Source organism: Pseudovibrio sp. Ad5 (genome assembly GCF_001623095.1).
Classification (GTDB): Bacteria; Pseudomonadota; Alphaproteobacteria; order Rhizobiales; family Stappiaceae; genus Pseudovibrio.
Genome location: NZ_LMCH01000066.1, coordinates 76,778 through 90,412 on the forward strand (window position 1 = coordinate 76,778; position 13,635 = coordinate 90,412).

At 51.0% G+C, this 13,635-nt stretch carries 13 protein-coding genes; 5 read left to right on the top strand and 8 right to left on the bottom strand.

Translation table 11 applies throughout. The features are described 5' to 3' along the window. The first annotated feature begins 90 nt into the window (after positions 1–90). Entirely contained in the window at positions 91–1,416 is a 1,326-nt protein-coding gene (gene guaD, locus PsAD5_RS25395) for a guanine deaminase (RefSeq protein WP_063294160.1), read from the top strand. A gap of 26 nt (positions 1,417–1,442) precedes the next feature. Here guaD and PsAD5_RS25400 read toward each other — a convergent pair whose 3' ends face one another. The 6 genes from PsAD5_RS25400 to PsAD5_RS25425 form a co-directional block, all read right to left on the bottom strand. Next, positions 1,443–2,828: an MFS transporter gene (locus PsAD5_RS25400; RefSeq protein WP_208988837.1), complete on the bottom strand. Its 1,386-nt coding sequence runs from the start codon at positions 2,826–2,828 to the stop codon at positions 1,443–1,445. Positions 2,829–3,044: 216 nt separating this feature from the next. Continuing rightward, positions 3,045–4,793 carry a gamma-glutamyltransferase gene (gene ggt / locus PsAD5_RS25405; RefSeq protein WP_063294161.1) on the bottom strand — a complete coding sequence of 583 codons (1,749 nt, stop codon included), beginning with the start codon at positions 4,791–4,793 and terminating at the stop codon, positions 3,045–3,047. Between the two features lie 35 nt (positions 4,794–4,828). Next, a complete protein-coding gene (locus tag PsAD5_RS25410) occupies positions 4,829–5,548 on the bottom strand; it encodes an aspartate/glutamate racemase family protein (RefSeq protein ID WP_063294162.1) in 720 nt (239 codons plus the stop codon). 100 nt (positions 5,549–5,648) lie between these two features. Further along, positions 5,649–5,987, bottom strand: a complete 339-nt coding sequence (locus PsAD5_RS25415) for a hypothetical protein (RefSeq protein WP_057461653.1) — start codon at positions 5,985–5,987, stop codon at positions 5,649–5,651. A 147-nt stretch (positions 5,988–6,134) separates the two neighbouring features. Then, the gene (locus tag PsAD5_RS25420) at positions 6,135–6,698 is read right to left on the bottom strand and encodes a UbiX family flavin prenyltransferase (protein ID WP_063294163.1); all 564 of its coding nucleotides are present in this window, start codon (positions 6,696–6,698) and stop codon (positions 6,135–6,137) included. A 5-nt stretch (positions 6,699–6,703) separates the two neighbouring features. After that, on the bottom strand, positions 6,704–8,272 hold the full coding sequence (locus tag PsAD5_RS25425) for a UbiD family decarboxylase (RefSeq protein WP_063294164.1): 1,569 nt from the start codon (positions 8,270–8,272) through the stop codon (positions 6,704–6,706). Between the two features lie 149 nt (positions 8,273–8,421). Here PsAD5_RS25425 and ubiT point away from each other — a divergent pair, with 149 nt between their 5' ends. From ubiT to ubiV, 3 genes are all read left to right on the top strand, one after another. Continuing rightward, entirely contained in the window at positions 8,422–8,958 is a 537-nt protein-coding gene (gene ubiT / locus PsAD5_RS25430; protein ID WP_057461648.1) for a ubiquinone anaerobic biosynthesis accessory factor UbiT, read from the top strand. A 71-nt stretch (positions 8,959–9,029) separates the two neighbouring features. Next, positions 9,030–10,049: a ubiquinone anaerobic biosynthesis protein UbiU gene (gene ubiU, locus PsAD5_RS25435; protein WP_057461646.1), complete on the top strand. Its 1,020-nt coding sequence runs from the start codon at positions 9,030–9,032 to the stop codon at positions 10,047–10,049. A gap of 9 nt (positions 10,050–10,058) precedes the next feature. Next, on the top strand, positions 10,059–10,955 hold the full coding sequence (gene ubiV / locus PsAD5_RS25440; protein ID WP_063286599.1) for a ubiquinone anaerobic biosynthesis protein UbiV: 897 nt from the start codon (positions 10,059–10,061) through the stop codon (positions 10,953–10,955). A 33-nt stretch (positions 10,956–10,988) separates the two neighbouring features. Here the strand turns inward: ubiV and PsAD5_RS25445 are convergent, their stop codons facing one another. Both PsAD5_RS25445 and PsAD5_RS25450 read right to left on the bottom strand, forming a co-directional pair. Then, on the bottom strand, positions 10,989–11,663 hold the full coding sequence (locus tag PsAD5_RS25445) for a GntR family transcriptional regulator (RefSeq protein WP_057461644.1): 675 nt from the start codon (positions 11,661–11,663) through the stop codon (positions 10,989–10,991). A 187-nt stretch (positions 11,664–11,850) separates the two neighbouring features. Beyond that, entirely contained in the window at positions 11,851–12,294 is a 444-nt protein-coding gene (locus PsAD5_RS25450; RefSeq protein WP_063286598.1) for a YqaA family protein, read from the bottom strand. Between the two features lie 204 nt (positions 12,295–12,498). Between PsAD5_RS25450 and PsAD5_RS25455 the strand changes: the two genes are divergently transcribed. Then, complete coding sequence (locus PsAD5_RS25455; protein WP_063286597.1) at positions 12,499–13,509, top strand: proline racemase family protein; 1,011 nt, start codon at positions 12,499–12,501, stop codon at positions 13,507–13,509. Positions 13,510–13,635 lie beyond the last annotated feature (126 nt).

Here is a 13,635-nt window from a genome sequence, read left to right on the forward strand (position 1 = left end):
TCTCTCCCGGGTAATTACGTATTTACCCTCGATCCCTACCGGGATTTACGCTAGATATGGCTGTTTGGTTCAATTCCCGGGGAAGATCTGATGCAAGACACTGTTCGGACGATTACAGCGCTTCGCGGCCATGTATTCCAATTTAGCGGCGATCCGTTCTGCGATAATCCGGCAGAGGCACTGACAGACTGGTCTGATGGGCTGGTTGTTACCGAAAACGGTAGGATTACCGCAGTTGGCGACGCGGCAGAGCTTATTAAGACGCTGCCAAGTGATGCTGTGGTTCATGATCACAGCGGCAAATTCATTCTGCCGGGCTTTGTGGATTGCCATGTCCATTATCCGCAGACAGAGGTTATTGCTTCCTACGGCGCTCAGCTGATCGAGTGGCTCAATACTTATACCTTCCCAGCTGAAGCCAAATTTGGCGATATTGACTACGCACGCCGTGCTGCCGACGTATATTTGCAGCAAAGCTTTTCAAACGGCATCACCAGTGCTTCCGTTTACTGCACCATTCATCCTGAGTCCGTGGATGCGCTGTTTGAGCAGGCTGCGCGATACAACATGCGCATCGCTGCCGGTAAAGTCATGATGGACCGCAACGCGCCAGAAAACCTGCGTGATACGGCGCAGACAGGTTATGATCAATCCAAAGCATTGTTGGAGAAATGGCATGGGCAGGGTCGTGCGCTCTACTCCATAACTCCCCGCTTTGCACCAACTTCTACTCCTGAGCAGATGGAAGCGACCGGAGCGCTCTGGAAAGAGCATCCTGAAGCTTTGCTACAGACCCATACTTCTGAGAACCGTCAGGAACTGGAATGGGTGGGAGAGCTATATCCTGAGCATCCTGATTACGTTGGCGTTTACGAACACTTTGGCTTGCTGGGAAAGGGCTGTGTGCTTGGGCATGGGATTTATCTGAATGATCGTGAAAAAGCGCTTATTCATGAAACCGGGACATCGATTGCGCATTGTCCAACCTCGAACACCTTTATTGGCTCTGGATTGTTTGATGTACGCGGTTCGCATTTTACACACGAGCCAATCACTGTAGGGCTGGCAACAGATGTGGGTGGTGGGTCCAGTTTCTCCATGCTGACCACAATGCGGACGGCCTATGAGGTTGCCCAGTTACAAGGCTACTCATTGCACCCGGTACAGGCCTATTATCTGGCGACGGTTGGTTCAGCCAAAGCGCTCTATCAGGAAAACCGGATCGGTAACATCAAAGTGGGTATGGAAGCAGATTTCGCTATTATTGACCCACTCTCAACACCACTGATCCGCCACCGCATGGCTTACGCCAATAACGTGATTGAGCAGCTGTTTATTCAGATGATCCTTGGCGATGATCGCGCGATTGCAGCGACTTATGTGGATGGTAAGCGGGTCTATTCTCAAGCAGGATAACGCTACGGTCAGAGCTGGTGATTGCATCAGCTCTGTTTTTCACTGTCGAGAGCACCTGCATCTTTTCCAAAGTACATAAAAGACAGCAGGTAGCAGAGCAGAGTGACAGCTGCCGCGGTGCCAAACACATATTCATAGCTTTCCGTGAAAAGAAAAATTGAGCTGGAGACAGACATTCCGATTGTGCCACCCAGCATTTGAGAGGTGATCATAACACCACTCGCCTGCCCCTTTTTCGTCAACTCAACCGAGTCCACTGATGACTTCATAGATGGTAGGAACAACAAGGGCATTGCAGCTCCCCATGCGAGTAGTGCCGGAAGCAGCAGCCAATAGTTATCCTGTGAGATAAAGACTGTTAGCCAAAGCGTAGAACTGGACAGCACCAGCAGCCCCCACATGGCCGGCGTACGAACACCAAACTTATCGACGCAAACACCACTCAAGCCAGCTGTTGCAGCATTCATCACGACTGCCGACATCAATGCCAAACCTGCAAAGAACGGAGCAAAGCCGAGTTTATCCTGAAAGTACAAAGCTCCAAAAATGAACATTGCAATCTTGGAATATTGCGCCTGAAAGACCACAAATGCCGCAACTGCGAAGGAAGGCTTCTTGAAGAAACGCACTTGAATGAGCGGTGCTTTTATATGCAGTTCATTCCAGAGGAAGATGGCTAACGCGGACACCCCAACAACGAATGACAAGACGATATCTCTTGATGTCCAGCCCCATTCCGGCGCTTGCATGATGGCCAGCACGAAGAAGAAAAGCCCCACAAGCAATGTGATGATGCCGAGCCAGTCAAATGAGTAATCCGAAAGGCTTTTATCCTGTCCGTGTGCAATGCGCCCTTTCAACGGAGCAAATGCGATAACCAAGCAGACGATCAGAACAAAGGGTGGGTTGATCCAGAAAATCCATCGCCAAGAGAAATAGCTCGTGAAGTAGCCACTCACGAGTGGCCCTGAAGACAGAAAGATAGTGGCGATTGAGCCGAACACGCCCAATGCAAAGCCTCTGCCTTCAGGTGGGAATATGCGTGAAATAGCAACAATGGGCAGAGGGAACATGATTGCAGCGCCAATCCCCTGCACTACGCGCGCGCCTACGAGGAAGCCTCCGTTTGGAGCAAAACCACAGGCCAGCGACGCTAGACCGAAGATGATCATGCCAGAGAGGATGAGGTAATTGATGTTCACCAGATCAGCGAGTTTGCCACCCAGAGCCACCAAAGCTGCGAACATCAGCAGATAGGAATTCACCACCCAATGGGCTTGAGTGAGCGTCATCCCAAACTCTTCTGAGATGGTTGGCAGAGCCAGACTGACGACTGTTTCATCCAACAAAGCGAGCCCAAGGATGAAACTCATTGCAGCCAGCAGCACCCACCGATGCACAACCGATAGCATGCAAGTATCTTTTGGGGGATGTTGGAGTAGCTCCGTCATTGGCACTAGCACCTCGCAGGCCAGAGCCGACAGGCACAGCCAATTTCAAGAGTTTCTAGCTATCACAGAGGAAGGAAGACACCTAAGAGCGTACTTTGGTACACGCTTAGCAGGGTGCTAAGACTCAAGAGACAATTATGCCGATCTCTCGAGTCTCAGCTTCGTTAATTCTGGTTTTTATTCACCCAGAGCAAGACCTTCGCGGCGTGGATCTACGCCACCTTGCAGGCCATCTGCCGTGATCACAATTCCATGAAGACCGGAATTGAGGTCGCGAATATTGGTTTTGTAACCCATAGCATCCAGTGCTGGCTGCAGCTTTTCAGCGGCGGTGCCCTTCTCAAGGTCATAGGTACCAAAGCGATTGACCAGATGCGGCATAGAGATCGCCTCCTGAATATTCATGCCCCAATCCAGGTTCGCAACCAGTGTTGTTGCAACATAGCCAATGATGCGACTGCCGCCCGGAGACCCAACAACAACGAATGGTTTGTCGTCCTTCATCACGATTGTCGGAGACATGGAAGAACGTGGACGTTTGCCCGGCTCAACGCGGTTAGCAATCGGCACACCGTCACGATGCGTACGGAACGAGAAGTCCGTCAACTCGTTGTTGAGCAGGAAACCATTGGTCATCAGGCGTGAACCAAAGCCGTTCTCAATTGTGGTCGTCATGGAAACAGCATTGCCGTTTGCATCTACGATAGAGAAATGACTGGTTGATGGCAGTTCAATGCTCTCATCGTCAGCCAGCAACATGGCGTGATCCCATGTTGGGTTCCCCGGTACCACCTGCTCTTTTGACAATGCTTTGTCACCACTCAGCAACTCTGCGCGCTCTTTGAGGTAAGCAGGCGCAACGAGGCCTTTGGTTGGCATTGGCACATAATCACTGTCCGCCATGTAGCGACCGCGATCAGAGAAGGCGAGACGGGATGCATCACCAATCAAGCGCCATGCATTTGGATCGCCTGAGTTCATGGAAGGCAGGTCATAGCTGTTGAGCTGACCGAGGATTTGACCAACAGTCAGAGCGCCAGAGGATGGTGGGCCCATGCCACAAACTTCAAAGGCGCGGTACTCTGCACAAACAGCGGCACGCTCTTTGATTTGGTAGTTTGCCAGATCCTCAAGAGCCAGTTTACCCGGATTGCCCTTAGCAGACTGAACAGTCTCAACGATGGACTTTGCAATATCTCCGGAATAGAAACCGTCCGCTCCATTTTGAGAAATTGCAGTCAGTGTCGCTGCATACTCTGGGTTTTTGAGCAGGTGCCCAACTGGCAAAGGAGTGCCACCCGGCAGGAAGTAGTTTTTTGTTGTTTCGAAACGAGAGAGGCGCTCTTGATCATTGGTGATCAAAGCGTTCAGGCGTGGCGAAACTTCAAAGCCGTCTGTTGCGAGTTTGATGGCAGGTGCAACCAGATCTGCCCATAGCAGAGAGCCCAATTTCGCATGAGTATCATACAGCAGCTTTACTGTGCCTGGCGTTCCTACAGATAGGCCGCCAACAACTGCATCATAGAATTTGAGCGGTTCGCCGTTTTCGTTTTGAAACAATTCTGGTGTTGCGGATACAGGCGCTGTTTCACGACCGTCATATGTGGTCAGCTCGCCCGCTTCTGCGTCGTAATAAACGAGGAAGGCACCACCGCCGATCCCGGAGGATTGAGGTTCAACCAATCCCAACATGAGCTGCACAGCAACCATTGCATCAATGGCGTTTCCGCCAGCTTTCAAAACATCAAAACCCGCTTTTGATGCATGAGGGTTTGCAGCAACCACCATAAACTTCTGCGCGGTTACCATTTGCTTGTCGGAGATTCCGCTTGCCATTTCCGGCGCAATACTGTCCGCCGCCTCCTGCGCTTGCGCAGGTAAAGCAAGCCCTGCTGCCAGTACGGCAGAGACCCATAGTTTCTTCATTATTTTCCCTCCTGAAGCGGGCAAATTCCCGCTGATTAGACTAGCTCTTCAAATTCACTTTCATTCTTCAATGCAAAATCCAAAATTCCACGCACATGTTCCGTGGTGCTATCAATGACCGGAGCTGAAATATCCTCCTGCCCCACCAACAGTCCAAGCTCTGTGCACCCCAGAATGACACTATCTGCACCCTGGTCCTGTGCTTTTCTGACAATCTGCAAGAGTGTGCGGCGAGAATCCTCATTAATCTGACCCCGACACAACTCATTATAGGCGATGTCATGGACGACGGCTTGCCCTCCATTGTCAGGGATCACTACCGATAATCCGTAGGTATCCTGCAATCTTCTGATGTAAAAATCCTGTTCCATAATGTAACGCGTTGCAAGCAAAAGTGGTTTCCTGCGTTTTACCTTTTGGATGGCATTCGCAGTTGTTTCAGCAATATGAATGAATGGGATCGTCAAACCATCCTGGATGTAGGAGGCGACTTTGTGCATTGTGTTCGCACAGATCACAATGCAATCAGCACCGGCACCTTCTAATTTCAGCGCCGCCTGTTTTAGCAGGTTACCCGCTTCTTCCCACTCTCCGTGAGCAAGAAGCAACTCGATCTGAGAAAAATCAAAAGACCATAAAACCAACTCAGCAGAATGGAGTCCGCCAAGCCGTAAACGTGTTTGCTGATTAATCAGTCTGTAATAAGTAGCAGTGCTCTCCCAGCTCATTCCTCCTAATAAGCCAATCGTTTTCATATATTCCTCGACATACAATACTCGTCGTAGGAACTATGTTGGCAAATTGCGCCGACTTAGAGAAGGTCGTTTTTTGTGCAATTGAGCTGGGAGACCTAATTTAAGGCACTCTGCAGGTGATGTCCTCGCCGTCTTTCGCTTCACAACATGACCATTCGGTGTAATCTTCCAGGCATGCCTCACCACCTACAGAGCGGCGATTGCAGAGCTTATTCGTCTGGAAGGTGTAGCGATCATCCGCATCGATATCAGTAAATCTATGAATGGGTCCGTTGGGAGCCTCCGGTCCAATTGTGACCTGAACTTCGCAGAGTTCGGTATCAGTGGTATCCAGAGTGATAGATGTCGCATTTGCTTTCTGACCTAGTGCTAACACTAGGAAAAGAGCCGAAAATACGAAGAGGCCAAACCAGAGGGGGCGCTTAAAACACAGGGACATTATCTTCACCTTTAGTATTTTTCTATTAAAATTGAATAGAAATTACCTATTCAATTCCGAGGTAAAGGTAGCTATCGCCGGTAAACTTAAGCCGCAAAGTGGACGATGAATTTTCATAAGATTACAGTAAAGTAACCTAGGATAATTCTATTGCCACTTAGTCATGTTCACGCCGGGATCAATTCCTAGTGCATTAATGCCGCGAGCAGCAATTTCTTTGAGCATATCCGCTTTGTTTTGCATATCTGCATAAAATGGAGGCACCGGCGGTGCGATAATTCCACCCATCCGAGTCACCTTGAGCATCGCCTCCAAATGCCCCTCATGCAAAGGTGTCTCACGCGGGACGAGAACCAACTTGCGGCGCTCTTTGAGCACAACATCAGCAGCGCGTGTGAGCAGGTTATCCGAGAAAGAATAGGCCACACCTGATAGTGTACGCATGGAGCATGGCGTGATGATCATACCGTCAGTGTGGAACGAGCCGCTTGCAATAGCGGCTGTCATTTCATCAGGTGCGTAGGTGATGGATGCAAGTGCTTTGAGCTGCTCAACACCATCCTTGCCAAGCTCATGTTGGACAGAAGCAACGGCTCCTTTTGAATGCACCAGATGCGTTTCGACACTCAGCACTTTCAGGATTTCCAGCGTTTTCAGAGCAAGTTGAGCTCCGGATGCGCCCGATACTCCGACAATGATACGCTTCGTCATGCAGCCTACTCACTTCCTTCAGGAGAATTCTTTATCTCTGAAGGGGTGATAGCATCCTTTGGTTGATCCTGGTTTTGTTTTTTAGGCAAGCCACCGGGGAACAGTTCATCCCAGCGATCTTCAACCTTCTTGGTCAGCTCTTCCGGCATACGCATCACTTCTGGCCAGTCAGTGCGCGTTTCTGATCCGATTTTGGTCGTTGCATCAATACCAAGTTTGCCTCCCAGACCCTCCAAACCAGATGCAAAATCCAATGTGTCGACAGGCGTGCGATCCAGAACAACGAGATCACGAGATGGGTCCATGCGGGTGGCAACGGCCCACATCACATCGCTCCAGCTTCTGCAGTCTATGTCTTCATCAACGGTGATGATCAGCTTGGTCATGGTGAATTGAGGCAGCAGCGACCACATGCCCATCATCACGCGGCGTGCCTGACCGGGATAACTTTTTTTGATCTTGAGAACTGCAATTCGATAGGAACACGCCTCAGGCGGGAGCCATAGATCGACGACCTCTGGAATTTGTTGTTTCAGCAATGGCAAGAAAACATCGTTCATGGTTTCGGACAGGACTGCAGGTTCGTCTGGCGCTCTGCCGGTGAAGGTGCTCATGTAGACTGGATCCTTGCGGGCGCGGATACCCGATACTTTGAAAACTGGGAACTGATCAGGGTCGTTGTAGTAGCCGGTATGGTCCCCGAATGGGCCTTCCTCAGCTGTTTCTAATGGCTCCGCAAAGCCCTCCAGAACAATCTCAGAGGATGCTGGCACATGCAGGTCAACGTGCTTACATGGGATCAGCTCTGGTCGTCCACCGGACAAGACACCGGAAATCATCAGTTCGCTGACATCGGAGGGTGTTGGTATGACAGCTGACAAGATTGTTGCAGGATCAGCACCAATGACAACGGCAACCGGCATACGCTCGCCACGTGCCTGCCAGAGGCGATGGTGGGCTGCTCCACCACGCATGGCGAGCCAGCGCAGGATTGCTTTGTCTTTGCCGATGACTTGCGCACGGTAGATACCCAGATTGTACTGAGAGGGATCATCTTTTCCCGGAGGGCGGGTGATAACGATGCCCCATGTGATCAGCGGGCCGGCATCGTTTGGCCAACACATCTGCACAGGGAACTGTTCCAGATCAACCGGCATGTCTATCAGTGGAGATGACCGCAAGCGTTTTGGACGAGCTGCCCAAGCTGCCTTAGCAACAGGTAGCGCATCGATGAAGCCTTTTAGGCCCTTTGGCGGTTGCGGCGAGCGAAGATAGGCCAGAAGTTCACCTAGGGCCGGAAGCTCATCTGGTGCACAGCCGAGCCCTAGAGCGACGCGCTCTCGCGTGCCGAACACATTGGTCAGAAGCGGCATTTTGCTGTGCGTTCCCGAACATGTGATCGTATTATCAAACTGAAGCACGGGACCGCCCTGCTCAATCACCTGACGATGGATTTCTGTCGCTTCAAACTGAGCTGAGACCGGCGCCTTTACTCTCACAAGCTCCTGCTTTGCTTCCAATACATTGAGAAAGCTGGAGAGTGTCTCGAACTTCTTTTCGGTACGCCAATACATGCCATTTCCAGATTACTAGGCAAACTCGGGATCTGTTCGCTGGGTTAACACACATTTGAAGGGTGTTGTCGCTCTGGTCCTTGACCTCCATCAATGATGAGTTCCGCTAGGATTAATAGGAGAGGATACTGATCAGTGGAGATTAAAGTATGTTCTTTAAACCGGACCGAGGCCTGTTTCCTCCTGCCCTGCAAAAAGCTCTCGGCATATTGCCGGTTCCTCCGCTTGGCTTTGCTCTGACCCGAGCTGTGCGTCGGCTTGCCCATAATCGCCCAGACCTCTTCGAGCGTTTGGACACATACAAACGCACGCATTTCATAATCGACCCGATTGATATCCCGCATGTCTTCCGCATGATCCCGAATGGCGAACATGCAACGGTTGAGATGTTCAAGCGTAAAGATGCGCCTGATGGTGCGGCGCGTATTTCTGGACCACTCATCGTCCTGTTAGGGCTGGTTGATGGCACCTACGATGGTGATGCCGTTTTCTTTACCCGCGATCTGGTGATCGAGGGTGACACGGACGCTGTGCTTGCGCTTCGCAACACCATGGAGGAAGCCGATCTCTCTCCTGCTGAGTTCCTTGGTTTCAATGGTCGCCCACGTGAAGTCGTGGATGGAGCGACCAACAAGACATTAGATCATCTGCGCCGACTACTCGACGCACCAACTGCCACTTCCTGATTGCCGCTGCAGGGTGAAGGCGCCCTGCGCGAACCAAGTGGTTCACTCTGTTATTTTCTGGAAGGTGTTTTATGCTTGGACAGCGCAACGATAATAATCCGTCACTGGAGCTTGTTTGCCCAGCCGGTACACCAGCTGCTCTTAAAGCCGCCGCAGAAGCGGGCGCACACAGCATTTACTGCGGTTTGCGCAACGAAACCAACGCTCGAAACTTCCCCGGTCTGAATTTCTCTGAAAAGGAGCTGAATGCCGGGGTTCGCCTCGCTCACAAGCACGGTTCGCACGTTCTTGTTGCTGTGAACACGTTTGCCCGGGCGGGTGACACACACATCTGGAAGCGCGCGGTTGATGCTGTTTCTGCATCTGGTGCTGATGCGATCATTGCTGCCGATATTGCAGTGCTTGACTACGCACAAGAGAAGCATCCGAACCTGCGTCTGCACCTTTCCGTACAAGCTGCTGCGGCAACACCGGAGTCAATCAGCTTTTATCAGGATACCTTTGGCGTGCAGCGTGTGGTTCTTCCACGTGTCATGTCCGTTGAAGAAATCGTCAAGCTCAATAAAGAGGTCACGGTCGAGACTGAAGTCTTTGTGTTTGGCGGCCTATGCGTGATGACGGAAGGGCGCTGCGCTTTGTCTTCATACGCTACAGGCAAGTCTCCAAACCTGACTGGCGTTTGCTCCCCTCCAGGCGATGTTTCTTACGACGAGGACGGCAGCAATCTTTATGCCCGTCTGGGCGGCTTTACCATTGATGGTTTTGGTGAAGGCGAAACTGCTGGATACCCAACGCTTTGTAAGGGACGCTTTAAAGCAGAGGGAGAAACCTCCTACCTGTTTGAAGACCCTGTTAGCCTGAATGCTGCAAGCTTGTTGCCGCGCCTTCAAAAAGCAGGTGTGACCGCAGTTAAGATTGAAGGTCGCCAGCGCGGTAAAGCCTACATTTCACAGGTAGTGAAAGCCTTCCGTGCAGCTGTTGATGCCATGGATGCAGGCGGCAATGCGGAAGAAGAAGTTTCAGCCATGTTGAGCGCAATGACAGAAGGTGGACGCGAAACCACCGGCGCCTACAAAAAGATCTGGAGATAAGGACCAATCATGAGCAAGATCGAACTTTCCATTGGTCCTAACTTCTTCAACTGGTCCAACGAAAAACTCGTCGACTTTTATGCGCGTGTAGCAGATGAAGCTCCAGTTGAGCGCGTTTACATTGGCGAAGTTATTTGTGGCAAACGCATGCCGTTTAACGACAAGGTGTGGCCTGAGATTTATGAGCGCCTCACCAATGCAGGTAAAACAGTTGTCTTCTCAACGATTGCGCTGCCCGTCACCATGCGTGATCGTAAGTCCATCAATGCCCTTTCAGCAGATTGCGAACTGGTAGAAGCTAACGATATTGCGAGTGTTCATAAACGCTCTGGTGAACCTTTCGTTGGTGGGCCGTTCCTCAACATCTACAATGAGCAGACAGCGAAGGTTCTCATAAACCTGGGTATGGAAACGTTCTGCCCGCCCGTTGAACTGCCGATCAAGTCTGTTGAAGCGATTGCGCAGGCTCTGCCAGATCTCACCATCGAGCTGTTTGCATTTGGTCGTCTGCCACTGGCTGTCTCTGGTCGCTGCTACCATGCACGCGCTCACAAGCTGCATAAAGATAACTGTCAGTTCATCTGTGACCGTGATCTTGACGGCATGGATGTGACGACACTGGATGATCAGAAGTTTCTTGCAGCGAATGGTATTCAGACACTGTCTCACAGTGTTCAAGCCATCACGCTTGGCCGCGACGAGCTTTTGACAAAAGGCGTTGGCCGCTTGCGTCTTTCACCGCATGATATTGATATGATTGCGATTGCCGAGATCTATCGTGATCTTGTTGACGGAAAGATTGAAAGTACCGAGGCCGTAGCACGTCTGCAAACACAACAGCTGCCAGGTGCGCTGGCAAACGGATATGTGACCGGAAAACCCGGACACCTCTGGGAAGCAGACTAAGATTTCAGGAAAGGCGGGGCTTCGGTCCCGCTTTTAGTTTGACGGGACCATTCCGCTCATCACGTCAAAGATCATTTTACAGATTTGCTCTGCGGCCTCAGCACGCAAGCTTTTCTGAAACTCGACAGCTTCCGCCGCTTTGCCTTCTTTGATGAACTTCAACAGCTCCCAATGCTCTTGCGCGGAGTTGACAGGGGCACCATGCGCTTTCAGCAGCATGTTGCGTGCGCGTTGCGATCTGTCCCAGAGCTGTAGGAAGACAGTTTCCAGATGCACGTTGCCGCTAAACTTGACGACATCCTCGTGAAACTTCTTGTCAGCAGATGTCCAAACGCTGAGGTCTCCACGTTCAAGTGAGAGATCCATCAGGGTAACAGAGTCCTCCAGTGCACGCGCCTGCTTTTCGCTAATTGGCTTTTCAGCAAGCTTGCGAATGGCAAGTCCTTCAACAACTTCAAGGATCTCATAGATCTCTGAGATATCGCCGACGGTGATTGGAAGAACGCGCATACCCTGACGCGGGCGCATTTCCACGAGCCCGTCTTTCTGCAGCATTAGCATGGCCTCACGCACTGGCGTACGGCTCATTTCCAGCTGGGTAGCCGCTTCCTGCTCGAGCACCTGCGTACCCGGACCGAGCCGGTTTTCGAGGATTGCTTGCTTCAGTTTGCGATAAGCGATGGAGACGTTAGACGTGGACGAAGGCATTTCCAAAAGGTGAGTTCGAGTAAAGATCGTTTTTCTCTATCACCCCCCTTCTGCATTGTCGATATTTCCGCTAAGTCATGATAAATTGCATTGCACATATAAAATTAATTTTATCTATAGAACCCATAGGGTTCGGCCATTTACTCTAATCAGAATTGATTATTTAAAACCACGCTTAATCCGTGGGTTATCCCTGCCAAAACGTGACTGCGTAATACACAAACAGGTATCGGGCAACTTTGCCGATTGCGACCAGCACCAGAAAGTTCATGAATTTCATGCGCAAAGTGCCGGCAATGAGTGTGAGTGGGTCGCCAATGATTGGCACCCATGCGAGCAACATTGAGGCTTGTCCATATCGCTTAAACCAGCGCACAGCTTGCTTGAATTGATGCTCTTTTACCGGGAACCACGACCGGTCTTTATAGTGAGACAGAAAACGTCCGCAATACCAGTTGAACACTGAGCCGGCGACATTGCCCAGCGAAGCCGATGCGATCAAGATCACCGGATCCCAGCCTCCCGCTAGTAACAAGCCGCTGAGGACTGCCTCTGATGAGCCCGGAGCTAGCGTGGCAGCTAGAAATGAAAACGCAAACAAGCCACCATAAACACCAAGAGCCACGAGCATCTTAAGAAAAACTCCAAATCACTTGAGCAGTAATATTTCACAGCATATTGAGCCATCCTCCTGTGCACGCTATGAAGGGGCTCGTTTTGCTTGAGCGCATTTTTCCGATCAATTGCAACTAATTAAATGGAAAGCGCTGAAGGAGCTCTATGCTAAGACAAACAATTCGGAAATAAGGCATTCCGACTAGTTCTGGGGGAGAACATGGATAAACAACAGAAAATAAGTGTTGTCGACATGCATACAGGCGGCGAGCCGCTTCGTATTGTAACCGACGGCTATCCGGAGATCCCCGGCGACACCATTTTGGCAAAGCGTCGCTATGCACGAGATAACCTTGACCACCTCCGGCATTTTTTGATGTTTGAGCCTCGTGGTCATTTCGATATGTACGGCGCGATCCTCGTTGAACCGTCTCACCTGGATGCTCATTTTGGTGTGCTCTTCATTCACAATGAAGGTTACAGCACCATGTGTGGTCATGCGGTGATTGCTCTGGGGCGATACGCAATTGATCATGGGCTGGTTGAGGCCAAGTCGCCCATCACTGAAGTGCGCATTGAATGTCCTTGTGGGTTGGTTGTTGCTTCCGTCGAGGTCGATAACGGTGTTCCTGATGCAGTCTCCTTCCATTCCGTGCCAGCATTCCTTCACTCCCGCGACGTGACGGTTGATGTGAAAGGCATGGGTGAGCTGACCGTCGATGTCTCCTATGGAGGCGCATTTTATGGTCTGGCGCCTGCTTCTGCGTTTGGCTTGGATGTACAGAAATCCCGAACACGTGATCTGGTTGATGCTGCAAACGCCGTTAGCAATGCTATCCGTGCAGCAGTGACGCTTCAGCATCCGGATGATGCTGATCTTGCATTCCTGTATGGAACTATCCTGACAGATGGAAATGACGCTTACAGCGCTGACCCAACTGCGAACATCTGCGTGTTTGCTGACAGCCAGGTAGACCGCAGCCCAACCGGGTCCGGTGTAACCGCACGATTGGCTGCACAAGCCGCTAAGGGTCTGATTAGCAAAGGGCAGACGCGGCGATTTGAGAGCCTGATTGCAACAAGCTTTGAAGGCACTTATTTCGCGGATGCCAAATGCGGACCACATGATGCGATCATCGCGCAGGTAGCAGGCAAAGCACATTACAGCGGAGAAGCAACCTTCTGGCGGGAAAATGATGACCCTGTTGGTAACGGCTTCCTGCTGAGATAACTCTCTGTAGTTTTTCAGGTTTCGATGAAGTTTCGAAAAATAACAGGCTCCGCTTTCTCACCAGAGAGCGGAGCCTGTTGTTTTTTGCTGGAAATGCCTGCGGGTTAAAGCTAGAAAATACGAAGA